General features: G+C 70.9%; 25 protein-coding genes. 10 read left to right on the plus strand and 15 right to left on the minus strand.

The features are described 5' to 3' along the window. The first annotated feature begins 130 nt into the window (after positions 1 to 130). Positions 131 to 703, plus strand: a complete 573-nt coding sequence (locus BLU95_RS31825) for a DinB family protein (protein WP_093863009.1) — start codon at positions 131 to 133, stop codon at positions 701 to 703. A gap of 226 nt (positions 704 to 929) precedes the next feature. On the opposite strand, the gene BLU95_RS42560 is transcribed toward BLU95_RS31825, so the two are convergent. After that, entirely contained in the window at positions 930 to 1,082 is a 153-nt protein-coding gene (locus BLU95_RS42560; RefSeq protein ID WP_159425062.1) for a hypothetical protein, read from the minus strand. A 266-nt stretch (positions 1,083 to 1,348) separates the two neighbouring features. Continuing rightward, entirely contained in the window at positions 1,349 to 1,675 is a 327-nt protein-coding gene (locus BLU95_RS31830; protein ID WP_093863010.1) for a rhodanese-like domain-containing protein, read from the minus strand. A gap of 37 nt (positions 1,676 to 1,712) precedes the next feature. On the opposite strand from BLU95_RS31830, the gene BLU95_RS31835 reads away from it, so the two are divergent. The 3 genes from BLU95_RS31835 to BLU95_RS45650 all read left to right on the plus strand — a co-directional run bounded on the left by BLU95_RS31835 (position 1,713) and on the right by BLU95_RS45650 (position 4,617). Beyond that, the gene (locus tag BLU95_RS31835) at positions 1,713 to 2,327 is read left to right on the plus strand and encodes a TetR/AcrR family transcriptional regulator (RefSeq protein ID WP_173862174.1); all 615 of its coding nucleotides are present in this window, start codon (positions 1,713 to 1,715) and stop codon (positions 2,325 to 2,327) included. A 232-nt stretch (positions 2,328 to 2,559) separates the two neighbouring features. Beyond that, entirely contained in the window at positions 2,560 to 3,894 is a 1,335-nt protein-coding gene (locus BLU95_RS31840) for a hypothetical protein (protein ID WP_093863011.1), read from the plus strand. A gap of 75 nt (positions 3,895 to 3,969) precedes the next feature. Continuing rightward, positions 3,970 to 4,617 (plus strand): DUF5958 family protein, encoded by a 648-nt coding sequence (locus tag BLU95_RS45650; RefSeq protein ID WP_353653517.1) that lies wholly within the window; start codon positions 3,970 to 3,972, stop codon positions 4,615 to 4,617. On the opposite strand, the gene BLU95_RS31845 is transcribed toward BLU95_RS45650, so the two are convergent. The 10 genes from BLU95_RS31845 to BLU95_RS31885 all read right to left on the minus strand — a co-directional run bounded on the left by BLU95_RS31845 (position 4,541) and on the right by BLU95_RS31885 (position 14,947). Next, positions 4,541 to 4,948: a hypothetical protein gene (locus BLU95_RS31845; protein ID WP_093863012.1), complete on the minus strand. Its 408-nt coding sequence runs from the start codon at positions 4,946 to 4,948 to the stop codon at positions 4,541 to 4,543. The genes BLU95_RS45650 and BLU95_RS31845 overlap by 77 nt on opposite strands. A 905-nt stretch (positions 4,949 to 5,853) precedes the next feature. Continuing rightward, positions 5,854 to 7,917 carry a tetratricopeptide repeat protein gene (locus tag BLU95_RS31850; protein ID WP_353653592.1) on the minus strand — a complete coding sequence of 688 codons (2,064 nt, stop codon included), beginning with the start codon at positions 7,915 to 7,917 and terminating at the stop codon, positions 5,854 to 5,856. Continuing rightward, positions 7,800 to 9,521, minus strand: coding sequence for an NB-ARC domain-containing protein (locus tag BLU95_RS41705; RefSeq protein ID WP_107452621.1), 1,722 nt, complete (start codon positions 9,519 to 9,521; stop codon positions 7,800 to 7,802). Before BLU95_RS41705 ends, BLU95_RS31850 begins: the two co-directional genes overlap by 118 nt. Positions 9,522 to 9,933: 412 nt before the next feature. Further along, entirely contained in the window at positions 9,934 to 10,449 is a 516-nt protein-coding gene (locus BLU95_RS45655; protein WP_353653593.1) for a tetratricopeptide repeat protein, read from the minus strand. Continuing rightward, positions 10,368 to 12,272: a tetratricopeptide repeat protein gene (locus BLU95_RS31865; RefSeq protein WP_093863013.1), complete on the minus strand. Its 1,905-nt coding sequence runs from the start codon at positions 12,270 to 12,272 to the stop codon at positions 10,368 to 10,370. The genes BLU95_RS45655 and BLU95_RS31865 overlap by 82 nt, the downstream gene beginning before the upstream one ends. Beyond that, complete coding sequence (locus tag BLU95_RS31870) at positions 12,269 to 12,691, minus strand: hypothetical protein (protein WP_093863014.1); 423 nt, start codon at positions 12,689 to 12,691, stop codon at positions 12,269 to 12,271. Before BLU95_RS31870 ends, BLU95_RS31865 begins: the two co-directional genes overlap by 4 nt. 255 nt (positions 12,692 to 12,946) lie before the next feature. Beyond that, a complete protein-coding gene (locus BLU95_RS31875; protein WP_093863015.1) occupies positions 12,947 to 13,912 on the minus strand; it encodes a phosphotransferase family protein in 966 nt (321 codons plus the stop codon). 71 nt (positions 13,913 to 13,983) lie between these two features. Next, positions 13,984 to 14,472 carry an NUDIX domain-containing protein gene (locus BLU95_RS31880; RefSeq protein ID WP_159425065.1) on the minus strand — a complete coding sequence of 163 codons (489 nt, stop codon included), beginning with the start codon at positions 14,470 to 14,472 and terminating at the stop codon, positions 13,984 to 13,986. A gap of 20 nt (positions 14,473 to 14,492) precedes the next feature. Next, positions 14,493 to 14,696, minus strand: a complete 204-nt coding sequence (locus tag BLU95_RS42570; protein WP_159425066.1) for a hypothetical protein — start codon at positions 14,694 to 14,696, stop codon at positions 14,493 to 14,495. Continuing rightward, on the minus strand, positions 14,693 to 14,947 hold the full coding sequence (locus BLU95_RS31885; RefSeq protein ID WP_093863017.1) for a hypothetical protein: 255 nt from the start codon (positions 14,945 to 14,947) through the stop codon (positions 14,693 to 14,695). Before BLU95_RS31885 ends, BLU95_RS42570 begins: the two co-directional genes overlap by 4 nt. 125 nt (positions 14,948 to 15,072) lie before the next feature. On the opposite strand from BLU95_RS31885, the gene BLU95_RS31890 reads away from it, so the two are divergent. The 3 genes from BLU95_RS31890 to BLU95_RS31900 all read left to right on the plus strand — a co-directional run bounded on the left by BLU95_RS31890 (position 15,073) and on the right by BLU95_RS31900 (position 16,377). Beyond that, entirely contained in the window at positions 15,073 to 15,903 is an 831-nt protein-coding gene (locus BLU95_RS31890; protein ID WP_093863018.1) for a helix-turn-helix domain-containing protein, read from the plus strand. Continuing rightward, on the plus strand, positions 15,900 to 16,106 hold the full coding sequence (locus tag BLU95_RS31895) for a DUF397 domain-containing protein (RefSeq protein WP_093863019.1): 207 nt from the start codon (positions 15,900 to 15,902) through the stop codon (positions 16,104 to 16,106). The genes BLU95_RS31890 and BLU95_RS31895 overlap by 4 nt, the downstream gene beginning before the upstream one ends. 76 nt (positions 16,107 to 16,182) lie before the next feature. Continuing rightward, positions 16,183 to 16,377 carry a DUF397 domain-containing protein gene (locus tag BLU95_RS31900; protein ID WP_093863020.1) on the plus strand — a complete coding sequence of 65 codons (195 nt, stop codon included), beginning with the start codon at positions 16,183 to 16,185 and terminating at the stop codon, positions 16,375 to 16,377. 4 nt (positions 16,378 to 16,381) lie between these two features. Here BLU95_RS31900 and BLU95_RS31905 read toward each other — a convergent pair whose 3' ends face one another. Next, a complete protein-coding gene (locus BLU95_RS31905; protein WP_093863021.1) occupies positions 16,382 to 17,314 on the minus strand; it encodes an AraC family transcriptional regulator in 933 nt (310 codons plus the stop codon). A gap of 97 nt (positions 17,315 to 17,411) precedes the next feature. On the opposite strand from BLU95_RS31905, the gene BLU95_RS31910 reads away from it, so the two are divergent. Both BLU95_RS31910 and BLU95_RS31915 read left to right on the plus strand, forming a co-directional pair. Next, positions 17,412 to 18,134, plus strand: a complete 723-nt coding sequence (locus tag BLU95_RS31910; protein WP_093863022.1) for an SDR family oxidoreductase — start codon at positions 17,412 to 17,414, stop codon at positions 18,132 to 18,134. Between the two features lie 270 nt (positions 18,135 to 18,404). Then, positions 18,405 to 19,853, plus strand: coding sequence for a condensation domain-containing protein (locus BLU95_RS31915; protein ID WP_159425067.1), 1,449 nt, complete (start codon positions 18,405 to 18,407; stop codon positions 19,851 to 19,853). A 34-nt stretch (positions 19,854 to 19,887) separates the two neighbouring features. Here the strand turns inward: BLU95_RS31915 and BLU95_RS31920 are convergent, their stop codons facing one another. Together BLU95_RS31920 and BLU95_RS31925 are read right to left on the minus strand one after the other, a co-directional pair. Further along, positions 19,888 to 20,841, minus strand: coding sequence for a hypothetical protein (locus tag BLU95_RS31920; RefSeq protein ID WP_159425068.1), 954 nt, complete (start codon positions 20,839 to 20,841; stop codon positions 19,888 to 19,890). 91 nt (positions 20,842 to 20,932) lie between these two features. Beyond that, positions 20,933 to 21,364: a hypothetical protein gene (locus tag BLU95_RS31925; RefSeq protein WP_093863025.1), complete on the minus strand. Its 432-nt coding sequence runs from the start codon at positions 21,362 to 21,364 to the stop codon at positions 20,933 to 20,935. A gap of 467 nt (positions 21,365 to 21,831) precedes the next feature. Here BLU95_RS31925 and BLU95_RS31930 point away from each other — a divergent pair, with 467 nt between their 5' ends. Continuing rightward, positions 21,832 to 22,995, plus strand: a complete 1,164-nt coding sequence (locus BLU95_RS31930; protein ID WP_093863026.1) for a winged helix DNA-binding domain-containing protein — start codon at positions 21,832 to 21,834, stop codon at positions 22,993 to 22,995. Positions 22,996 to 23,018 lie beyond the last annotated feature (23 nt).

Consider the following 23,018-nt stretch of genomic DNA (forward strand, 5'->3'; position numbering starts at 1 on the left):
GCCGGGTCCGCTCGGTCCGCCCGCCCTGGCCCGGCCCGCCCTGGCCCGGCCCGCCCTGGCCCGGTCGACCGGTCGACCGGTCGACCGGTCGCGGGAAATGCGCTGGCGGCAGGGGCCCTCACCGGCGATCATGGCCCGCATGAATGATCAACCCGAGCGATGGACCCGGGCCACCGTCTACCCCGACATGTGGCTGAACCCCGACGACGACCCCCGTGACAACGAAGGGCCCTCGCCGGACGGGGAGTTGCCGACCCTCCGGGAGGCGATCACCAACTACCGGCTCACCCTGCGCCTCAAGTGCGACGGCCTCGACGCCGAGCAGCTCGCCCGCCGTTCGGTGCCACCGTCGACGATGTCGCTGCTCGGCCTGGTCCGCCACCTCGCCGAGGTGGAGCGGGACTGGCACAACTGGATCACCGACGGCGAGCGGCTGCCCAAGCTCTACGGCGCGCGGGACGCGGACTTCGACGGCGCCGTGGCCGAACAGGCCGTGGTGGACGCCGCCTTCGCCGATCTGGAGCGCGAACAGGCTTCCCTGGACGCGGCGTTGGCCGTCCACTACGACGACCTCGGTGCGCGGGTGGGCCGGGAGGGGCTGGCGGTCCGCGAGATCATGCTGCACATGGTGGACGAGTACGCCCGCCACTGCGGCCACGCCGATCTCCTGCGCGAGTGCGTGGACGGCCGGGTCGGTCAGTAGTCGCTCCCGCGCGGGTGCGGGCGTGGGCCGTACGCGGCGGTTGTGGCCAGCCGGCGGATGACCTCCTGGGCGGACTGGATCGACGCCCGGAGGTGGGGTGCTGCGGGGTGGGGACGGTCGAGCGGCGCGGTGTCGCGCTTCCGATGCGGCGTCCCCGGTCAGCGACCGGCCGGACGATCGGGTGTCCGGCCGGTTCGCTGGGTGCGGCAGCCTGCCGCGGTGGTGCTCACGCGCCGAGGCGGGAGAGGAGCAGGCGTGCCCGCCGGGTCTTGGTCTCGGCGCGGTTCTTGAGGTGCAGCGCGTGGGCGAGGCGGTGCTGCTCGGCCTCGCGCATCCGCTCGTTGATGATCGCGCGCGCGGTTTCGAGGTGGTAGGTCATGACGGTCGTTCCCCCTGCCGGTGGGTAGCCCGCTGATGGCTTCGGCATCAGCCCCAAGGCCCCCTTGCGCTTTCGATTCTACACCATTTTTCGAGACCGGATCGTAATTTCGGAGTCGAGGCGGGCTGTTGTCCTGGTGTTTGAAGGTTCGTCGGTTGGTGAGCATTGGGTGTGCCGGGCGTGGCCGCCTGCCTTCCGGTGCTGGTCCGGCGGGGGGCGGGTTCCCGTCGGAGCCCGCCCCCTTCCTTCGTGCCGCCCGGCGGATGTCAGGCGGATTCGACCGGCAGGCCGGCCTCGACCCAGTCCTGGATCCCCTCGCGGTACTTGCGGACGTTGCTGTAGCCGAGGGCGGTGAGCCGGTCGGCTACCTGGCCGCTGTTCGGGCAGGCCGGGTTGGAGCAGTAGGTGACGATCGCGGCGTCGCGGTCGGGGAGCACGGTCGACACCCGGGCGTCGATCTCGGCCGCGACCAGCGCCACCGCGCCGGGAAGGTGCTGCTGGGCGTAGTAGTCGCCGCCGAGCGTGTCGACGACGGTCACGGCGTCGGCCTCGATCGCCGCGGCCAGTTCGTCGCGGGTGATGAGTGCGGTCATGGTGCCACCTCCAGAAGAATCGGACTACAGTCCTCTTATGGCTCACGACAGTAGCGGACCGCAGTCCGTTTATGCAACGCCCCTGGAACTCCTGCGCACGCCGCCGCCGAAGGAGCGCGCCGACGCGGCGCGGAACCGGATCGCGGTGCTGGACGCCGCCGCCAGGCTGTTCGCCGAACACGGTGTCGAGGCGGTCTCCATGGACCAGGTCGCCGCCGCCGCGGGCGTCGGCAAGGGCACCCTGTTCCGCCGGTTCGGCGACAAGTCGGGGCTGGCCGTCGCCCTGCTGGACACCCGCGAACGCGTACTCCAGGAGGCCGTCCTGCACGGTCCGCCCCCGCTCGGCCCCGGCGCGCCGGCCGGTGAGCGCCTGGCCGCCTTCCTCGACGCCTACTTCGACTACCTGCTGGAGCACCTGGCCCTGGTCCGGATGTCCGAGACCGCCACCCCCGGGGCCCGCTACCGCATCGGCGCCTACCGCTTCTGGCACCGCCACGTCGCGATCCTGCTCGCCACCAGCCCCGACCCCGACGCCACCGCCCACACCCTGCTCGCGGCCGCCGCCGCCGACCACGTCGCGGCCCTGCTCCCCGAGCTCGGCGAACAGCGCCTGCGCGCCGCCCTGCTCCGGCTCGCGGAGCGCGCGATGTGACGACCGGCCCTCGGCGGCGCCGGTCGGGCCTCTTGCCGGAGTCCCGCACCACCCGTACCGGCGGCACCGCCCGTACCCGGGTGCGTCACTGATGCCGCCGCACTGTCACAGGTCGGTCCCCGCTCGGTGAACGGAACCCGATCGTCGTTCCCAACTGCCCTTGGCAGCAGCATCCTTGGGCTGAATCCCGGACCGCACCGGGCGGTCCGGGGCCGCGAGCACAGGGGGACAGGTGGGAGCGGTCACGGCCATCGGCGCCGCCACGACGGCGGACGAATCCCGACCCGCGTGGATGGGGGCGGTGATCCGGGGCGGGCAGCACGTCGCCGACGCGCTCGGCATCCCCGCCCATCTGACCACCATGGACCCGGACACCGCCTTCGGTGTGATCGCGATGCCGGTCCTGCTGGCGCTCGTCGTCCTGGGCGTCCAGGCCGGAGCCATCGCACGCGCCGTCACCTCCCGGGACTTCTGGGACGACACCGGCCGCCTGCTCGGCGTGGCACAGCTGGTGCTGCTCGTGCTGGCCTACGCCTTCGGGACGGGCGGGCAGTCGCGCTCGTTCGGCGACGCCGTCGGCGACATCGTCTCCGGGCAACTGCCTGACCTGCTGCCGATGGCCGTCGCGACCCAGTGGCTGCTGCTCTCCGTGCTCTGGCTGGTGGTCGGCGCGTCCGCCGGCGTCCGCCGCTCGGACCTGACGGCCCCGTTCGACGCGGTCCGCGGCATGGCCCTGATCGCGGTCTTCGTCGTGGCCTTCACCGCTGCCTGGATGGCGCCGCCCAGCGGCCCCGGGCCGGCCGGCCGACTGCCCGCGGTGCTCGCGGTCGGTGCCGTCCTCCTCCTGTTCGGTTACCTCAGCGCCGTCAGCCGCGGACACGAGCAGCGGCCCGACATCGCGCGCCGACGCCGCGAGGCCCTGGAGCACAGTTTCCGCAGGCCCGGCGACGAGCCCGGGCGCGGTTCCGAGGGGCGGCCCGAGGAGGAGCTGATCGCCGCACTGCTCGCCTGGGGGCAGAACCGGCCCGCGCGGCCGCCGGCCGGCAGCATCTGGCTGCCCGCCCCGGCCCTCGTCCTGCGGATGTGCCTGCTCTGGGCCCTGCTGCTCGGAGTGCCCGCCGCAGCCGTCACCTGGATCTTCAGCACCGGACACTTCCCCCCGCCCGACCTCCCGGGCGTCCTGCGGGTCGAACTCGCCGTCCTGTCCGTCATGGTGCTGATGATGGTGTTCTCGTTCCGGCGCAACCTCGACGGCCGGGTCCGGGTCTCGCCGGCCGTCCCCCGGCTGATCGACCTCAGCCTGCTGCTCTCGGTCGGCTGGCTGGGCCTGTCCGGCGCCCTCGAGTCCCCGGTGACCCTGGGCCCGCTGCCCGCCTGGGCGGTGGCCCTGGTGCCACCCCTGGTGATCGCCGCACTGGTGCTCACCCTCGGCGTCCTCCCGCACCGCAGCCGGACCCCACGCCTGCCCCTCGCCCTGACCGTTGCTGTTCTCGCGGGCCCCCTCGTCCTGCCCCTGCGCGAGGCCCTCCAACACCTGCTGGGCGGCATCGTGCACGCCCTCGGGTAGGGCGGAACCGCGCCGGCGGACCGTCACCCTCATGGTTCAGGGGCACCGATCGGACCCGCGTGAAAGGATCGGGAGATGTCGGAGAGCAGCAGCGAGGACCGGCGCGGCACGAGGGCCGCGACGGAGCGGGTCGTCAACGAGGTCGCCCAGGGGCTGCGCACGTTGGAGGACGGGGTTTCCTGGTTCTCGCTCCTTTCTCCGGTGGAGCGGAAGGCCGTCCTGGCAGAAGTCGCCGGCTATGCGATGCAGGCACACATCTCCGCTGCGGACGGGAGCGCGGGAGTGGCTCGGTCCGGCGTGAAGCCCACCGCCAACGCTTCCGTGATGATCCGGATGGATCCTCCTCGCTACGGATTCGCGACTCTCCCGGCCGAAGAACACATCAACGCGTTCCGTGTCCTGGTCGCGGCCTTCTCCGTCGCCGACACCCGACGCAGGCAGACGCACTGCAAGGGCGGCTGCGGGCACTCGTGGCACAACCTCCCCACCCAGGGCGACCAGCAAGAGGTGGATCCAGGGCTGTCACGGGACAACCGTGGCGAATGTCTTCCGAATTCCGCCGGGTGGCCACCTTCACAGCCCCAGGCGGGCGCTCGTCGGAGTGGGAAGTCGGAGCGCCCGACTTCCCACTCCGACGTAGCTGCTGTCAGTCGGCCGGCTTCGCGAACGCCGGCCGCACGAGCACGGCAAGCAGGGCCAGCACCGCCGCCGCGAAAAGTGTGAACAGGTGCTCTCCCGACAGCAGACCGCAGCCGAGCAGCATGACGTGCGCTGCTCCCGCCCCCACCAGGGCGGACGAAGCACGTGACGCCTTGTGCGGCGACTGCATCGCCCACAGACCCCGAGCGGCCCAACCGTTGACCCCGACCATGACGATCCCCGCGACCAGGAACACGTAGGGCACGTAGGCCGGAGCGGCCGCCGTCTCGTCCTCGAAGGCGATACCACCCGCAAGTAGCGGCATGGCAATGCAGAAGAAGAGAACGATCGCGATCGTCTCGAGCAGAATCAGGGCCATCGCACCCAGGAGGGCAGCAGTGGAGGAGCGAGTCATCTTGCCTTCCAGGTTTCGCGGCCGGACCGACCGTCGGTCGATATATCAGTTCTTCGCCAGTGGAAGCACGCCGGCGGTCTCGTGCCAGGCATCGAACCTCGAAGGGAGACAGGCCGGAAGCCCTGCGTCGCCGCCCCGGCCCTGAATCGGCCGCGATTCGGAACATAGGCGTTGAGCTGCTAATCTTCCTGATGTCGCGAGGGACATGATCCCTCGCCAGGCGTCAGCGGTGCTACCAGAGCACGTCCTACTTTCAGTAGGAAGAGTCCGTGCAACCCGGGCCTGGCGCTCCACAGTCGGACGGGTCCGGCGCCACACAGGCGCCGGACCCGTCCGCGTTTCCCACGCGCGAAGCGGGATGCACGGGATTCCCTTGCTGCTCACAGTTCGTCCGGCCCGAAGACGACCGGGCGGAGGTAGGCCAGGACCTGGGCGGGGCTCAGTGAGGGCTGCCGACCAGGCCGCCGACCTGACCTCGGCGGTCAGGTCTCCGGCTCCCTTGTGGTCCAGGATGTACTGCACCCGGAACGAGCCGCTGCCACGGACCCGATGTCTGAGAACAGCCGGTGGATGCGGACCTCGTCCGCCTGCGCGGGGAGCGGTCCGGGTCAGCGTACTCGCGAGGCTGGTTCGGGGGATCAGCCCCGCGTACGTGGGGAGCAGACTGTAAAGCTGTGGGTCAACGTGCCTTGACCGGCTGGTGCGGAGCAGTCGGGCTGGTCGGGTCCAGCGCCTGCTGGTTCGCTGTCCGGGTGGGCGTGCCGTCTTGGGTGTGGGGCCGGACAGCGCGGCGGTGTGCTGGTGTCCGGGCTGTCCGGGTGTCCGGCCATGTGGTCTGATCTGGGGAAATCGGCCGGACAGTGACCGGACAGCTGGGGTGGCTGTCCGGTGGGTGTGCCTGTCATTCACTGCTGACGGTGTCGTGCGGCGTCGCGGGCATCGGCCAGGTTCGCTCGTGCCGTCTGGGTGTGGGGGTGGGTGTGGCCGAGGGTCTGTTCGCACTGGGTGAGGGTGGCCTCGTGCAGGGGGATGGCGCGGTCCAGGTCCCCGGCGGCTCGGTAGGCGTTGGCGAGGTTGCCACGGCTGATGAGGGTGTCGGGGTGGGTGTGGCCGAGGGCCTGCTCGTACTGGGTGAGGGTGGTCTCGTGGAGGGGGATGGCGCGGTTGAGGTTCCCGGCGTCCTGGTAGGCGTTGGCGAGGTTGTTGCGGCTGGTCAGGGTGTCGGGGTGGGTGTGGCCGAGGGTCTGTTCGCGTTGGGTGAGGGTGAGTTCGTAGAGGGGGATGGCGCGGTCGAGGTCGCCTGCGTCCCGGTAGGTGTAGGCGAGGTTGTGGCGGGTGGTGAGGGTGTGGGGGTGGGTGTGGCCGAGGGTCTGTTCGCGTTGGGTGAGGGTGAGTTCGTAGAGGGGGATGGCGCGGTCGAGGTCGCCTGCGTCCCGGTAGGCGCTGGCGAGGTTGTTGCGGCAGTTCAGGGTTTGTGGGTGGGTGTGGCCGAGGTGCTCCTGATGCTGGGTGAGGGTGAGTTCGTAGAGGGGGATGGCGCGGTCGAGGTCGCCTGCGGCCTGGTAGGCGTAGGCGAGGTTGTTGCGGCAGTTCAGGGTTTGTGGGTGGGTGTGGCCGAGGGTCTGTTCGTACTGGGTGAGGGTGAGTTCGTAGAGGGGGATGGCGCGGTCGAGGTCGCCTGTGACGTGGTAGGCGCTGGCGAGGTTGTTGCGGCAGTTCAGGGTTTGTGGGTGGGTGTGGCCGAGGGTCTGTTCGTACTGGGTGAGGGTGAGTTCGTACAGGGGGATGGCGCGGTCGAGGTCGCCTGCGGCCTGGTAGACGCTGGCGAGGTTGTTGCGGGTGCTGAGGGTTTGTGGGTGGGTGTGGCCGAGGTGCTGTTCGCTTTGGGTGAGGGTGAGTTCGTACAGGGGGATGGCGCGGTCGAGGTTCCCGGCGGCCTGGTAGGCGCTGGCGAGGTTGTAGCGGCTGGCCAGGGTGTCGGGGTGGGTGTTGCCGAGGTGCTCCTGATACTGGGTGAGGGTGGTTTCGTAGAGGGGGATGGCGCGGTCGAGGTCGCCTGCGTCCCGGTAGGCGTTGGCGAGGTTGTTGCGGCTGGCCAGGGTGTTGGGGTGGGTGTTGCCGAGGTGCTCCTGATACTGGGTGAGGGTGAGTTCGTAGAGGGGGATGGCGCGGTCGAGGTCCCCGGCGGCCCAGTAGGCGCTGGCGAGATTGTTGCGGTTGTTCAGGGTGGAGAGGTGGGTGTCGCCGAGGTGCTCCTGATACTGGGTGAGGGTGGTTTCGTAGAGGGGGATGGCGCGGTCCAGGTCGCCCGCAGCCTGGTAGGCGTAGGCGAGGTTGTAGCGGCTGGTGAGGGTGTGGGGGTGGGTGTTGCCGAGGGTCTGTTCGCGTTGGGTGAGGGTGAGCTGGAACAGGGGGATGGCGCGGTCGAGGTCGCCTGCGGTCTGGTAGGCGCCAGCGAGGTTGTTGCGGCTGGTGAGGGTGTTGGGGTGGGTGTTGCCGAGGGTCTGCTCGTACTGGGTGAGAGTGGTCTCGTGGAGGGGGATGGCGCGGTCGAGGTCTCCGGCGGCCCAGTAGGCGTTGGCGAGGTTGTTGCGGCTGGTGAGGGTGTCGGGGTGGGTGTCGCCGAGGTGTTCCTCATGCTGGGCGAGGGTGCGCTCGTGGAGGGGGATGGCGCGGTCGAGGTCTCCAGCGGCCCAGTAGGCGTACGCGAGGTTGTTGCGGCTGGTGAGGGTGTCGGGGTGGGTGTCGCCGAGGTGTTCCTCACGCTGGGCGAGGGTGCGCTCGTGGAGGGAGATTGCGCGGTTGAAGTCTCTGGCAGTTTGGTAGGCGAGGCCGAGGTTGTTGCGGCAGCTCAGGGTGTTGGGGTGGGTGTCGCCGAGAACCTCTTCAAGCTGGGTGAGAGCGGTTTCGTACATGGGGATGGCGCGGTCGTCGTGGCCCTGGCGGGAGAGGTACTCGGCTGCTGTGATGTAGAGCGTGGTGGTGTTGTTGTGGTGGTTGGGGGTGTGGTGGTGGCGAGGGCGGTGAGGTGGGGGATGAGGGTGTCCCATTCGGGGGCGGGGCCGGTGGTGGGTTCGGGGAGGGCTTGGGTGAGGGCTTGTTCGGCTTCGTGGCGTCCTGCGGGCGAGCCGTCCGGGTTGGTGGGTGCGGTGGTGCGTAGGACGGTCTGGAGGAGGCGGTGGACGCTGATGGTGTTCGGCGTGAGGGTGGTCATGCTGTAGGCGGCGAGGAGGCCGAGTGCTTCGGCGAGGTCGTCGGTGTCGGTGCCAGGGGTCTCCAGGAGGAGGATGGGGATGTTGTCGGGGGCGAGCCAGGCGATGGTGTGCAGGGTGTCGACGGCGAGTGGGTTGCGTGCGGTGAGGGCGTGGAGGGTCTGGGTCCAGATGCGGGCGATGGTGCGTTCGGCGTTGAGGCCGTCGGCGGCTTTGTCGAGTTTGGTGGTCAGGCGGTGGCGGTAGGTGTCGATGCTGATGGTGGGGTTCTGGGCGAGGTAGGCGCCGGCCTGTTCGAGGGCGAGGGGGAGGTGGCCGAGGTCGGCGGCCAGGGCGTGGGCCGCTTGTCGGTCGCGGGGGGTGGGTGTGCGGTTGGTGATGGCGTGGGTGCAGATGAGGTCGGCGGCCTCGTCGGGGTGAAGGGTTCCGAGGAACTGGGTGTGGATGGTGCGGGGCCATCCGGTGGCGCGGCGGCTGGTGATCAGGTGGTGGCCGCCGTCGAGGGCGCCGAGGTAGGGGTGCAGGTCTGCGGGGGTCTCGACGTTGTCGAAGACCAGGAGCCAGCCGGGGTGCCATTGCAGCCAGGTGGTTGCCCATGCGGAGCGCTGGTCCTGGCTGGCGGTGCCGGCCCAGGCGGGGAAGAGCTTCAGGGCCAGGTCGCCGAGGGACTGTTCGAGGCGGGTGGGTGAGTCGGCGTTGATCCACCAGACGAGGCTGTAGGTGTGGCGCTGCTGGTGGGCGTAGGCGAGGGCGAGGGTGGTTTTGCCGATGCCGCCGAGGCCGTGGACGGTGGACGCCTGGGTGATCGCCGTCCCGTTCTGCTCGGCGAGGGTGGCACGAACCTCCCTGAGAGCCTCGTCGCGTCCGAGGCACAGGGGCACGGGCGGCAGGTTGGCGAGGCCGTGGGGAGCTGGCACGTCGCGGGCTGCGGTGAGGATTTCGGCGGGTAGTCCGATCACGTCGCCGGTGTGGGCGTTGCCGATGTGTTGTGCGGCGATGGATCGGTCGCCGGAGGCGGTGATGGTCACCGTTCCGGCGGCCGGTGCGGGCAGGAGGGCGGCGAGTTCGGCGAGCAGTTCTGCGTCCTCGCGCAGGGCCCGCTTGATCTGCTGGCGGAGGGCGGCCGCGGCGTCGGGGTCGTCGGGGGCTTCGGCGGCGTCCTGGACTGCGGCTTCGAGGGCGGTCTGTTGGGGTTCGGTGCGGCGGCGCCAGACGGTCTGGAGGATGCGCCGGCCGAGGTTGGCGGTGGCTTCCACCGCGGTGTCCTCGGCGCGAGCGAGGACGGCCCCGCCGTAGGCGCTCACGGCTGCTGTCAGGTAAGGGCTGGCCTGCTCGACCAACTGGACGATGTCGCCACTCACTTCGGCACCTCTGTCATGACGATGAAAGCTTTATGACGGAGCGTAGGAGGGCTGGGTCCGGCGAGTGGCGGGTTCCTCAAAACCCCAGGGGCCGGTTCCGGTGGGACATCCGTGGGATCGTCGGCCCGGTCGTGGGAGAGGTGGCAGGTCAGGCCAACTGCCGTGCGTGGTCTGTAAAGCTGTGGGTCAACGTGCCTTGACCGGCTGGTGCGGAGCAGTCGGGCTGGTCGGGTCCAGCGCCTGCTGGTTCGCTGTCTGGGTGGGCGTGCCGTCTTGGGTGTGGGGCCGGACAGCGCGGCGGTTTGCTGGTGTCCGGGCTGTCCGGGTGTCCGGCCATGTGGTCTGACCTGGGGGAATCGGCCGGACAGTGACCGGACAGCTGGGGTGGCTGTCCGGTGGGTGTGCCTGTCATTCACTGCTGACGGTGTCGTGCGGCATCGCGGGCATCGGCCAGGTTTGCTCGTACTGTCCGGGTGTTGGGGTGGGTGTCGCCGAGGTGCTCCTCGCACTGGGTGAGGGTGGTCTCGAACAGGGGGATGGCGCGGTCCAGGTCTCCGGCGGCCTGGTAGGCGCTGGCGAGGTTGTTGCGGCCGATCAGGGTGTTGGGGTGGGTGTCGCCGAGGTGCTCCTCGCACTGGGTGAGGGTGGTCTCGAACAGGGGGATGGCGCGGTCCAGGTCCCCGGTTGCCAGGTAGGCGCCGGCGAGGTTGTTGCGGCTGGTCAGGGTGGAGGGGTGGGTGTCGCCGAGGTGCTGTTCGTACTGGGTGAGGGTGGTCTCGTGAAGGGGGATGGCGCGGTCCAGGTCCCCGGCGTCCCGGTAGGCGTGGGCGAGGTTGTTGCGGCTGTTCAGGGTGGAGTGGTGGGTGTGGCCGAGGGTCTGTTCGCGTTGGGTGAGGGTGGTCTCGAACAGGGGGATGGCGCGGTCCAGGTCCCGGCGGCCTGGTAGGCGTAGGCGAGGTTGTTGCGGGCGTCCAGGGTGTGGGGGTGGGTGTCGCCGAGGTGCTGTTCGTACTGGGTGAGGGTGGTCTCGTGAAGGGGGATGGCGCGGTCGAGATCTCCGGCGGCCCGGTAGGCGTGGGCGAGGTTGTTGCGGGTGTCCAGGGTGTTGGGGTGGGTGTGGCCGAGGGTCTGTTCGCGTTGGGTGAGGGTAGTCTCGAACAGGGGGATGGCGCGGTCCAGGTCCCCGGCGATCCGGTAGGCGTAGGCGAGGTTGTTGCGGCTGAACAGGGTGTGGGGGTGGGTGTCGCCGAGGCGCCGTTCGCTCTGGGTGAGGGTGGTTTCGTAGAGGCGGATGGCGCGGTTGAGGTCCCCGGCGGATCCGTAGGCGCAGGCAAGGTTGTTGCGGCTGGTGAGGGTGTCGGGGTGGGTGTCGCCGAGGGTCTGCTCGCACTGGGTGAGGGCGGCTTCCCGCAGGGGGATGGTGCGGGCGTCGTGGCCCTGGCGGTAGAGGTAGTCGGCGGCTGTGTAGTACAGCGGCGCGGTGGGGTCGTTGTGGTGGTCGGGGGGTGTGGTTGCGGCGAGGGCTATCAGGTGGGGGATGAGGGTGTCCCATCCGGGGGCGGGGCCGGTGGTGGGTTCGGGTAGGGCGGTGAGGGCGTGGGTGAGGGCGTGTTCGGCTTCGCGGCGCCCTGCGGGAGGGTTCCCGGATGCGGTGGTGCGTAGGACGGTCTGGAGGAGGCGGTGGATGCTGATGGTGTCGGGGGTGAGGGTGGCCATGCTGTAGGCGCTGAGGAGGCCGAGTGCTTCGGCGAGGTCGTCGGTGTCGGTGCTGAGGCCCGCCAGGAGGCTGACGGGGATGTTGTCGGGGGCGAGCCAGGCGATGGTGTGCAGGATGTCGACGGCGAGTGGGTTGCGTGCGGTGAGGGCGTGGAGGGTCTGGGTCCAGATGCGGGCGATGGTGCGTTGGGTGTTGAGGCCGTCGGCGGCTTTGTCGAGTTTTGCGGGTAGGCGGTGGCGGTAGGTGTCGATGGTGAGGGTGGGGTTCTGGGCGAGGTAGGCGCCGGCCTGTTCGAGGGCGAGGGGGAGGTGGCCGAGTTCGGTGGCCAGGGCGTGGGCCGCTTGTCGGTCGCGCGGGGTGGGTGTGCGGCCGGTGATGGCGTGGGCGCAGATGAGGTCGGCGGCTTCGTCGGGGTGGAGGGTGCCGAGTGCCAGGGTGTGGATGGTGCGGGGCCAGCCGGTTGAGCGGCGGCTGGTGATGAGGTGGTGGCCGCCGTCGAGGGAACCGAGGTAGGGGTTGAGGTCGGTGGGGTTCTCGACGTTGTCGAAGACCAGGAGCCAGCCGGGGTGCCATTGCAGCCAGGTGGTTGCCCACGCGGAGCGTTGGTCCTGGTTGGCGTTGCCGGCCCAGGCGGGGAAGAGTTTCAGGGCGAGGTCGCCGAGGGACTGTTCGAGGCGGGTGGGGGAGTCGGCGTTGATCCACCAGACGAGGTTGTAGGTGTGGCGGTTGCGGTGGGCGTAGGCGAGGGCGAGGGTGGTTTTGCCGATGCCGCCGAGGCCGTGGACGGTGGACGCCTGGGTGATCGCCGTCCCGGTCTGTTCGGTGAGGGTGCTGCGGAGGTGGGTGAGGTCGTCGTGGCGGCCCAGACACAGGGGCAGGGGTGGCAGGTTGGCGAGACCAGGTGGTGCGGGTACGTCGCGGGCGGCGGTGAGGATGTCGGCGGGCAGTCCGATCACGTCGCCGGTGTGGGCGTGGCCGATGGTGTGTGCGGCGATAGACCTGTTGCCGGAGGCATCGTAGGAGGAGTCGGTCACTGGTCGGTGCGGTGGCCGTCGCCGGTGATCGCGGTGGTGATGGTGTGTGCGGCGATGGACCGTTGGCCGGAGGCGGTGATCGTGACGCTGCCGGCGGTCGGTGCGGGCAGGAGGGCGGCGAGTTCGGCGAGCAGTTCTGCGTCCTCGCGCAGGGCTCGCTTGATCTGCTGGCGCAGGGCGGCCGCCGCGTCGGGGTCGTCGGGGGCTTCGGCGGCGTCGTGGACGGCGGCTTCGAGGGCGGTCTGTTGGGGTTCGGTGCGGCGGCGCCAGACGGTCTGGAGGATGCGCCGGCCGAGGTTGGCGGTGGCCTCCACGGCGGTGTCCTCGGCCCGGGCGAGGACAGCCCCGCCGTAGGCGCTCACGGCTGCTGTCAGGTAGGGGCTGGCCTGCTCGACCAGCTGGACGATCTCGCCACTCACTTCGATACCTCCGTCGTTGCGACAACCGGCTTATGACGGAGCGTAAGAGAACCGGACCCGGCGGGTGGCGGGTTCCTCGAAACCCCCCAGGGTGCGGGTTCGGTGGGGGCATCCGTGGGAGCGCCGGCCCGGCCGCGGGAAAGGTGGTAGCTCAGGCCGGCTGGGCAAGTCGGTCAGCTCTGGCGGCAGGCTGTGCGCCGTCGTCGCTCTGTTCCTCCGTGTCCGCTCGTCAGGCGGGATGCCTCTGGGGTCAGGTCATGAAGGCGTGTCGGAGCGGTGGCCCGCCAGGCGGGCGATGTCGGCGGCGATGGCGTTCAAGGGGCCTTCGGTGCCGATCGAGCGGAACCAGTCCCACAACTCCAGGGCGTGGTAAAGCCGGTAGAGGTCGAGGCGTTCGGGGGCGTCGGTGGGGAGCGGGCCGTAGCCGGCGAGGAGGGCTCGGCGTTCGGGTTCGCCGCGGCCGAGGGCGTAGTAGTCGGTTTTCGCGAGGTCGATCAGGGGGTCTGCGGCGATCGCGTTCTCGACGTCGATGATGCCGGTCACGCGGGTGGCGTCGCCGGTGGTGACAAGGACGTTGCCCTCGTGGAGGTCGTTGTGGCAGAGCACGGCGGCGCGGCAGTTGTCGAACAGTGCGCCGTCGCGCTCGATCCGCCGTGCGACCGCGTCGTGGAGTCGGTCGTCGCCGCCCAGGGCCTTGAACTCCGCGAGCTTCTTCGCGAACTGGTGTCGCATGTAAGTGCCGTTGTCGGGCCGAGGGTCGAGGATGCGGTCGGTCAGGTATCCGTAGGCCTCCTGGCCGACCTGGTGGATCGTGGCGAGGGCGGCGCCCATCTCCCGGTAGAACGGCGGGATTTGTTCGGCGCCCAGATCCTTCGACGCCTCCGACAGGGGGCGGCCGTCCAGCAGGCTCAGGATGGTGACGGCCCGGCCGTCGGGTGCTCCGGCCGGTGTGTGGTGGAGCACTCGCGGTACCGGGAGGGTGTCGAGGCCGGCGAGGATCCGGTAGACGTGGACCTCCTTGGCCTGCTTCCACGCCCACTCGGGTGCGTACACCTTGAGGATCACGGACTGGGCGGGATCGGCGCACCGCAGCTCGTACACCGTGCTCAACTGGCCCCCCGTGCGGGGTAGCAGCTCGATCACCTCGGCCTCGGGGAACACCTCCCGCACCAGCGGTTCGGCCCATGCGGTCCCTGGAGGCAACTGATCAGGCTGCGGCATGGGTCGACCCTAGGGATCGAGGAGTGGCCCGGCAATCGAATTGCCGTCGGCGCTCGACGGCCGGGCGTGGCCTATTCGGCGGGGGCGCCGTGGTGGAGGAGGGGGAGGTGGGCACCTCGGGTGAGGGCGCCGAGGGCGTGGGTGGTGCGGCGGTGGTGGTCGGGGTGCATGGCGTCGGCGAGTTGGGCGCGGTGGAGCCAGTGGACGGCCGTGACGGTGTGGGGCGGTCGGTGACGGGCAGCTGTGGATTCCTGGGCGAGGGTGAGGCAGCCGCCCCAGTGGACGAGGTGAAGGGCTTCGGGGAGGAGCCGGGCCTCGGTGTGGTCGGTGGCGAGGATGCGGGACAGGGGGAGGACCAGCCCGGTCTGGGTCTCGGTGTGGCGGCGGGCGGCGTGGTGGGGGAGTTCGTTCGCTTCGGCGGGTCCGCCGGGGAGGACCAGGCCGGACTGGTGGGCGGTGCCGATGGCGAGGATGGCGCCGTCGCGGTTGAGGATCAGGGCGTGGTGGTGGTGGCGTCGGCGGGGCGGGGTGGTGTGGAGGGTGGGGAGGTGGTGCAGCACGGTGGGGCTCCTGGGGGTGGTCAGTCGTCGGGCTTGTCGGGGTCGAGCCAGGTGAGGCAGGCGGGGAGTCCGGCGCTGATGCCGGTGGCGAGGATCAGGCCGAAGATGAGGAGTTGGGGTCCGAGGGGCCCGTCGTGGATGGGCCAGCAGACGAGGGCGGCGGCGAGGGCGCTGAGGGCGGGGACCCCGAGGGCGGCGAGAACCAGCCGGAGGGAACGGTTCACGTCAGATCGGAGGCGCGGGGACGGCTGGGGTGCTGGACGGTGAGGAAGCGGGGCGCGGGGAGGGCCTGGATGTGGGCGGGCTTGGTGGTCCACTCGCAGCCGCCGCCCTCGTGGCGCAGGTAGACGAGCCCGGCGAGGGTGTCCATGTAGACCGCTTCGAGGGGCTTGCCGGAGGTGTCCCGGTGCGCGAGGTCGCGGACGATCTCGCCGACGGCGGGCTTGTACACGGGAATGCGCGGCTGCGAGGGCATGTTGGCTCCATTGATTGCTCAGGGTCCCGGATCTCTCACGGGGTGTAGCCATGGTGCCCCCCTGTGCTTACGATGGCCAGGGTCTGAACGTTGACCAATCGGGCGTGTGAAAGGTGCCGACGTTCATGGATGAGCCCGTAATTGACGAAATGTCATCCCCGGCCGTGCGCTTCGGTCAGGAACTTTCCAGGCTGCGGGAGGCGCGAGGCTGGTCGCAGGTCGGACTGGGGAAGCGCATGGGGTACTCCAACACCCTGATCTCGTACATCGAACGAGCGAAGCGTCCTCCAACAAAAAACTTCGCTGTTAAAGCCGACACGGTGTTCGAAACCGGAGGTACGTTCTACGAACTCTGGTGCAGGCATGCGAAAGAGGGCCTGCTGGAGGGCTTCGAGGAGTTCGCCGACGAGGAGGCGAAGTGCCGGCGCCTGCGCGAGTTTGCGCTGACCATCGTCACCGGCCTGTTCCAGACGCAGGAGTACGCCGAGGCGCTGGCATTGGCGGCGGTTGCGCGTGGGGCGATCAGTCAGTCCGAGGCCGACCAGCGAGTGGAGTTCCTGCTGGCTCGTCAGCGTGTGCTCGATCGGAAGAAGCCGCCGCGGATCCATCTCGTGCTCGACGAGGACTGTCTGGTGCGCACGGTCGGTGGGCGGGACGTCATGCGCAGGCAGCTCGACCACATCGTGGAACTGGCAGCCCGCCCCAACATCACCATCCAGGTGGCGCCGTTCTCCTTGGGGGAGAACCTGCCGTTCAAGATGCCGGCGACCCTGCTGGACCTGCCGGACGGGACGGTTGTCGGCTACGCCGAATCGTACGCTCGCGGAAGCCTTGAACGCAGGCGTGAAATCGTCTCGGTGTGGGAGAGGGAGTACGATCAGCTGGTGGTGGAAGCCCTGCCCAAGGCGGCATCCCTGGCACTGGTCCACAAGGCTCGAAGGGAGCTCACTCCATGAACCTCAACACGTCTGGTGGGTCCTGGTTCAAGTCCTCGTACTCCGACAACGGCGGTCAGTGCGTCGAGGTTTCCGCGAGCTTCCAGGGCGCGGTTCCTGTCCGCGACTCCAAGGATCCCGAGGGCCCGGCCCTCGTCTTCCCGGCCGACGCCTGGCGCTCCTTCGTCGCCGGTGTGCAGGCGGGCGAGTTCGGCACCGTCTGACCTGAATCGACCGTGGGCCCCGACCGGATTCCTGGTCGGGGCCCCGTGTTGGGGAGACGGGGCTACCGTGGGCGGCATGACCCCTGTGACCTGGCGCAAGAGTTCCTACAGCAACAACGGCGGCGAGTGCCTCGAGATCGCGCTCGACGCCCCCGGCCTCGTCCCCGTCCGTGACTCCAAGGACCCCTCCGGCCCCACCCTCGCCTTCCCCGCCGAGTCCTGGCGCTCGTTCCTCCTCGCCGTCCAGGCAGGGGAGTTCGGCGCCGTCTGACGCATCAGAGCGCCGAAGCCGTCCGCCACTCCCTCCGGTACGCCCCGGGCGGGGCGCCGAAGTGCCGTTTGAACGCCCGCGCGAACGCGAACTCCGAGGTGTAGCCGGCGTTCTCGGCCACCTCGTTCAATGAGTCTCCCGTCTCGCGCAGCATCCGCGCCGCGATCGCCATCCGCCACGTCGTCAGATAACTCAGCGGAGGCTCGCCGACCACCGAGGCGAACCGACGGGCGAACGCGGCGCGTGACAGTCCGGCCCGGTTCCCCAGCGACTCGACGGTCCACGGATGTGCCGGGTCGTCGTGGATCGCCCTCAACGCCGGGGCGATCAAAGGGTCGTTGAGCGCGGACGCCCACCCCCGCGTTCGGTCCCCGGACACCTCGTCGTACCAGGACCGCAGAATGTAGAGCAGCAGCAGGTCGACGAGCGCCGCGACCACCGCGTCCGAACCCGGCCGGGGTTCGTGGATCTCGGCGCAGAGCTGGTCGACCGCCGAACGCAGCACCGGATGACGGCCCGGACTCGCCGGAAGATGGACGATCTCCGGCAGGTCGCCGAGCAGCGGATGCGGGCGGTCGGTGTCGAGGTGGTAGGCCCCGCACACCAGCACGCTCCGAGTGCCGCCGCCCTCGACGGTGAACGACCCGATCGGCGAGGAGGTGTCGACCCGGGCGGGCACGAAGGCCACCGGCTCACTGGTGACCGCGTCGCAGATGGCGTGACCGGTGCCGCGCCGCAGGAACACCACGTCCCCCGGTCCCAGGGCGATCGGCTCGCCGTCGACCGGCAGCAGCACGCAGCGCCCCTCGACGACGACGTGGAACCCGGCCCCCGAGACGGGCTGGAAGCGCACACCCCACGGTGCTCGCGCCTCGGTGCGGACAACGGACGGGCGCCCGGTGCGCAGGGCCGCGAGCGTGTCGCTGAGGATGTCCATCCGCCCACCCTAGCGCGTTGATCCGGAGACGATCGGACAGAGAATCAAGACTTCATGTCATTCACCGTCCTGCTGGGCGAGCCGTAGCGTCCTCGGCATGAACAACACAGCGGACACCCAGCGTGTCGTCGTCATCGGTGGTACCTCCGGCGTCGGATTCGCCGTCGCCCGGGCCGCGGCGGCCCGGGGCTCGAACGTGGTCGTCGCCTCCAGTCGTCAGGACCGGGTCGAGCTGGCGGTGGAGAGGCTCGGCGGCTCGGCGGAAGGCTTCGTGCTGGACGTCGCCGACGACGCAGCGCTCGCCGTCTTCTTCGACCGGATCGGCGAGTTCGATCACCTCGTCTACACGGCCGGCGAGCCCCTGGTGCTGAAGCCGCTCGCCGAGCTCGCCGCGGGCGAGGCGCGGGCGTTCTTCGAGCGTCGCTTCTGGGGTGCGCTGCTCGCCGTCAAGTACGCGACGCCGCAGCTCCGTTCCGGTGGTTCGATCACCTTGACCTCCGGCGCCTTCGCCACCCGGCCGGTCCCCGGTGCCCTGCTCGGGGCGAGCATCACCGCGGCCGTCGAGGGGCTGACCAGGGCCCTGGCCCTGGAACTCGCCCCGTTGCGGGTCAACGCCGTGCGCCTGGGCGCGATCCGCACCGAACTCTGGGACAGCAGCGTGCCGGACCCGGAGGCCTTCCTCCGGGCGCAGGGCAACGGCCTTCCCGTGCAGCGAGTCGGCACCCCCGAGGAGGCGGCGGCGGCCTACCTCCACCTCCTGGGCAACGGCTACGCGACCGGCACGGTGCTGACCCTGGACGGGGGAGCGGCACTGGCGTGACCCCGGCCGAGACCGGACCGACGGGCCCCGAACGGATTTCTGCTCGGGGCCCCGTGTTGAGGACGCGCCGCCCGTCCGGTCGCGCACCGGAAGTCGACGGAGCCGACTTCCGGCTCCCTCTCCGGCGCCCGCAACCACGTCACCCGATCGGCCGAGGCGGTTATCGGATCGCCCGGAAGCTGTGCTGCCATGTCCCCCGGTGGCAGGGCGGTGGGCAGGACGACCGCCCCGGCACCACCCCCGACAACAACAGCGGCAGAAGAGAGCGGCATGCTCCAGATCTCAGTCGAGGACTCCGAGATCGGCCCGGGTGAGGCCCACCGGTGGCATCTCGTCCCCCTGACCGGTGCCGACGGACCGGCCCCGCGCCGGATGACCGGCTACAACCAGGCGAAACATTTCACCGTTGCCCAGTACGCGCAGAGCGTCGACGACCCGATCCGCTCCTACGTCGCGGCGAGCTTCGAACTCGCGGGCCCGGTGGACCTGGACGCCCTGGCGGGCGCGCTGCTCGAGCTGGTGCGACGGCACGAGGTGCTCCGGGCGGTCTACCAGCCGCTGGCCGGGGACCTCGGCTGCGAGGTCCTCACCCCGGACGAGGTGGCCCTGAAGCACGTCTACGGCGGCCCGTTGGAGACGCCGGCGCAGGTCACCGCGCACCTCCAGGAGGCGTTCCGGGAGGTGGACACCCTCTCCTGGCCGCTGATCACGATGGGCGCGGTGGTGCGGACCGGATCCACCACCGTCTGGTTCTCCTGCGACCACCTGGTCACCGACGGCCTCTCCACCGCGATCGCCATTAACGACATCGCCACCGCCTACCGGGACCTCACCGCTACCGCCGCCGCCACCGCGCCCGCGCCCGCCACCGCGCCCGCCACCGCGACCGCCACCGGTACCACCGACGGGACGGCCCCGCAGCCGGGTCCGGGGAGCTACCTGGAGTTCAGCCGCACCCAGCGCCGGGCCAACCGGGCGATGCGCGCCGACGACGCTCGGTTGGACCACTGGCGGGCGTTCCGCGACCGCAACGGCGGCCTCTTCCCGCGCTTCCCGCTCGACCTCGGTGTCCGGCCGGGGGAGCTGTACGCGCCGGTGACCAGTACCGAACGCCTGTTGACCGGCCGGCAGACCGAGGATTTCGGTGCGGTCTGCCGGGCCCTGGACGGGCGGCTGTCGATGGGGCTGCTCGCGGGCCTCGCGCTCGCGCTCCGGGAGCAGGGCGGGCCGGAGGTGTACCGCGGACTGATGCCGTTCAACGAACGCGGCCGGGGCGAGTACGCGGAGTCGATGGGCTGGTTCATCAACACCCTGCCGGTCGAGTTCCCGGTCGGTCCGCGGGCCGGCTTCGGCGAGGTGCTCGCCGCCGCCCAGGAGGCCTACGCGCAGGTGCGGGCCCATGCGGCGGTGCACTTCGTCAAGGCGTGGAAGCTGCTCGCCCCGGCCGAGTACGCGTCACTGCGGTACTGGCCGCACGCGGTGAACTTCTTCTCCTACATCGACTGCCGCCGCCTGCCCGGCGCGGACCGGCACGCCGCCCAGCGGGCCCGGATGCACGTGTGGGTGTCCGGCTGCAACGGGATCCTGCACTGGCTGCACCGCACCGACGAGGGCCTGTTCGTCAACACCATCCACGCCGACACCCCGCAGGCGGCCGCCGTCAACCGGGCGCTGCTGGACGGATTCGCCCGGGTGCTGACCGAGCCGCTCGGGCGGTGACGGCGTCCCCGGGCGTCCCGGACGTCCCCGGACGTCACGGGGCCTTCGCGGCCGCCGCGTTCGCGAGCGTGACGTCGATCGCCTTCCGGGCCTGCTCCAGGCGCTTCGCATCCGCCTGGACCGCCCGGTTCTGGTAGGCGGTCTCGACGGCGAACCAGATGCCGACGACGTTGTTCCGCTGCTTGCAGTCGACGTCGGCCGTCGCGGCGGCGATCTCGGGAGCGGTCGCCGTCGGCGACGAGAACCAGCGCTCGTCGCGCACCGCGTCCACGGGACTGGCGTAGGTCTGCCCCTTCTCCTTCATGCAGCGCGACCACGCGGCGAAGGCCGCCTTCACCCGTCCGTCGGCCATGGAGTCCGTGAACCCCCGGCCGTTGATCTCCAGTGCCCCGGCGTCGTCCTGGAGGATCCCGCCGCCCCGGGTCAGCGTGTCGTCCGCCTCGCCGAGACAGCCGCCCGGCGGGATCGCGACGCCGTTGTGGGTGCGCCCGGCCGGCTCGGTCGAGCTGTCCGGGCCGCCCCGGCCGTGGCCCAGGACGGCCTGCAACTCCGGTGCGGGCGGCTGCGGGGCGGCGGACGGCTGCCGCTGGTCCGCCGACGGGCCCCAGTGGTAGCCCTGGGCGGCCGCGCTCGCGGCGTCGGTGAGGTAGTACCGGCGGGTCATCAGGTCCGGCTTGGTCCCGAGCGCCGGCGGCGCGTAGTCGAAGCCGAAGCGCTTCATGCACGATCCGATCAGGGCCGTGCGGGCCGCCTCGATCCGCCGGTCCTCGTCGGGACTGATCAGGAACCTGGCGATGGGCAGGGCCCGGCCGTCGGCGGTGGCGAGGGTCGGGACCGCGTCGACGGAAGGTGCGGCCGCCGGGGCCGGCGCCGGGCCGGAGGACGCGCAGCCGGTGACGGCCCCGCCCAGTGCGAGCAGTGCGGCGATCACCGGCGCGCCGACCGACCGTACTGACCGCCGTACCGGCGCGGGGGCTGCACTTCGCATGTGAACTCTTCTTCCGGCGGGAACGGCGGTGGTGCCGCGCGCCGGGGGCTGCGCGGCACCACCGCCAGGGGAATCGCGGGCCGACCCGAGGTCAGCGGCAGGCCTCGAAGTAGTCGAAGCACTGCGAGGCGTTGTTGTTCCGCAGCTGCGGGATCAGGTTGGCGCCGGTGCCGCGCTTGATGTACTGGCTGACGCCGTAGCCGCCGGGGCTGTAGTAGATCGTCACGCTGTAGTTCTGGTTGTAGTTGAAGACCGAAGCCGCGTTGTTCCGGACGTACTGGCCGTTGCCGGCGCCGCCGCCGCCGAAGGTGTAGGTGGAGTTGACCTGGTAGGTCTCGTAGCCGCGGCTGCTGCCGTCGCCGTCGCCGAAGTAGGCGCCCTGGAAGTTGGGGCTGTAGAACAGGCAGGCGTCGTACGAGGCGCACCCGCCGCTGGAGGCGGAGGCGGGCGCGGCGGTGGCGACGGCGAAGCCGAGGGCGGCTATGGAGAGCACCCCGGCGGCGACCTTGTTGCGGATCTTCATGGACAACCCCGTTTCGGACGAGCGGTCGGAATGCCCCGCGATCCGGTGGGGAGCCCACCCGCCGCAGGCGTTGATCATCGAGGGCAAACGGAGTATCCGTGGTGCGATGACTTATCGTCAAGCCACGTCCGGCAGGGACGTTTGAGTTGTCCCGGCCAATTCCGGACTTCGGTCACCGGAGCGTCACGGAGCGACAGATCCCCCCCTGTGACGGGCCGCGCCGAGCGCGGAAGCCCTGGTGGGCGGCGGTGCGGTCCGGGCATGTCGGCGCCCTGCCGGGTGGTGGTGCCGCATTCCGGGTTTCCGCTCCACGGGATTCGCCGACGAATCGTGGCGTCGATTCTTCCCGGCCCGGAGGGGCGCCCGGGGTTCGGCGACGGCGGGATTGTCGGACCCGGGGGCTAGGCTCCGATTCCGACTGTCGCCGGCGGCGTACCGGGCGGGCGGACGACGAGAGGGGCACGGACGTGACGATCACCGCGGGGCAGCTCAACCGGGCCACCCTCGAACGGCAACTGCTGGTGCGGCGGGAGGAGATCGGCGTCGCCGAGGCGGTGCGGCGGGTGGTCGCGCTGCAGGCGCAGCAGCCGGCCTCGCCCTACCTCGCACTGTGGAACCGGGTGGCCCGCTTCGACCCGGCCGAGCTCGACCGGGCCTTCGCGGAGCTGGGGATCGTACGGTCCACGCTGATGCGGATCACTCTGCACGCCGTGCACGCCGACGACTTCGCGCCGTTCCGGGAGGCCGTCCATCCGTCGGTCCGGGGCTCCCGGCTGGGCGACGACCGGTTCACGGCCTCCGGTCTGACCGCCGCCGAGGGGGACGCGCTGGTCGCGGACGTGCTCGACTTCGGCGACCGGCCGCGCGCCGCCCCGGAGTTCGAGACCTGGCTCGCCGAGCGGCTCGGGGCCGAAGCTGCGCCGCCGGCCTGGTGGGGGCTGCGCCAGGTGGCGCCGCTGCTGCGCGCACCGGGGGAGGGGCACTGGTCGTTCGGCCACCGGCTCTCCTACGTCGCCCCGCCGGTCCGGCCGGTGCTCGGAGATCCGGAGGTGTACGCGGCCTCGCTGCGGACGCTCGTGCGGCGCTACCTGGCCGGCTTCGGTCCGGCCTCGGTGGCGGACGTGGCGCAGTTCGCGCTGGTGCAGCGCGGCCGGGCCAGGGAGGCGCTGCGGGTGCTGGCGGCCGAGGGCGGGGTCGAGCGCCTGGTGGGGCCGGACGGTGCGGAGCTGTTCGACCTCCCGGGCGCGTCGGTTCCGGACGCGGACCTGCCGGTGCCGGCCCGGCTGATGGCGATGTGGGACAGCGTCCTGCTGGCCTACGCCGACCGGAGCCGGATCATCCCGCCCGAGTACCGCGCCCTGGTGGTCAAGCGCAACGGCGATGTGCTGCCGACCCTGCTCGTGGACGGCCGGGTGGCCGGGGTGTGGCGCACGGTCGAGGGCGGGGTCGAGGCGACGGCGTTCCACCCGCTGCCGGACTCGGCGTGGGAGCAGCTCGCCGCCGAGGCGCGCTCGCTGACGGCACTGCTCGCCGACCGCGAACCGCACGTCTACCGCCGGTACGACCACTGGTGGAGCAAGCCGGGTGCGCGGTCGGACGGTGCCGAGGTCCGGCTGCTGTCCGGGGCCTGAGCGGCTGCCGGGTGACAGCGGGG

The organism is Streptomyces sp. TLI_053 (assembly GCF_900105395.1).
In the GTDB taxonomy this organism is placed as follows: Bacteria; Actinomycetota; Actinomycetes; order Streptomycetales; family Streptomycetaceae; genus Kitasatospora.

Coding starts and splice junctions, on each gene's coding strand:
- BLU95_RS31825 (WP_093863009.1), top strand. CDS start 131: ATGGCCCGCATGAATGATCAACCCGAGCGATGGACCCGGGCCACCGTC.
- BLU95_RS42560 (WP_159425062.1), bottom strand. CDS start 1,082: ATGACCTACCACCTCGAAACCGCGCGCGCGATCATCAACGAGCGGATG.
- BLU95_RS31830 (WP_093863010.1), bottom strand. CDS start 1,675: ATGACCGCACTCATCACCCGCGACGAACTGGCCGCGGCGATCGAGGCC.
- BLU95_RS31835 (WP_173862174.1), top strand. CDS start 1,713: ATGGCTCACGACAGTAGCGGACCGCAGTCCGTTTATGCAACGCCCCTG.
- BLU95_RS45650 (WP_353653517.1), top strand. CDS start 3,970: ATGTCGGAGAGCAGCAGCGAGGACCGGCGCGGCACGAGGGCCGCGACG.
- BLU95_RS31845 (WP_093863012.1), bottom strand. CDS start 4,948: ATGACTCGCTCCTCCACTGCTGCCCTCCTGGGTGCGATGGCCCTGATT.
- BLU95_RS31875 (WP_093863015.1), bottom strand. CDS start 13,912: ATGCCGCAGCCTGATCAGTTGCCTCCAGGGACCGCATGGGCCGAACCG.
- BLU95_RS31885 (WP_093863017.1), bottom strand. CDS start 14,947: ATGCCCTCGCAGCCGCGCATTCCCGTGTACAAGCCCGCCGTCGGCGAG.
- BLU95_RS31890 (WP_093863018.1), top strand. CDS start 15,073: ATGGATGAGCCCGTAATTGACGAAATGTCATCCCCGGCCGTGCGCTTC.
- BLU95_RS31895 (WP_093863019.1), top strand. CDS start 15,900: ATGAACCTCAACACGTCTGGTGGGTCCTGGTTCAAGTCCTCGTACTCC.
- BLU95_RS31900 (WP_093863020.1), top strand. CDS start 16,183: ATGACCCCTGTGACCTGGCGCAAGAGTTCCTACAGCAACAACGGCGGC.
- BLU95_RS31905 (WP_093863021.1), bottom strand. CDS start 17,314: ATGGACATCCTCAGCGACACGCTCGCGGCCCTGCGCACCGGGCGCCCG.
- BLU95_RS31910 (WP_093863022.1), top strand. CDS start 17,412: ATGAACAACACAGCGGACACCCAGCGTGTCGTCGTCATCGGTGGTACC.
- BLU95_RS31915 (WP_159425067.1), top strand. CDS start 18,405: ATGCTCCAGATCTCAGTCGAGGACTCCGAGATCGGCCCGGGTGAGGCC.
- BLU95_RS31920 (WP_159425068.1), bottom strand. CDS start 20,841: ATGCGAAGTGCAGCCCCCGCGCCGGTACGGCGGTCAGTACGGTCGGTC.
- BLU95_RS31925 (WP_093863025.1), bottom strand. CDS start 21,364: ATGAAGATCCGCAACAAGGTCGCCGCCGGGGTGCTCTCCATAGCCGCC.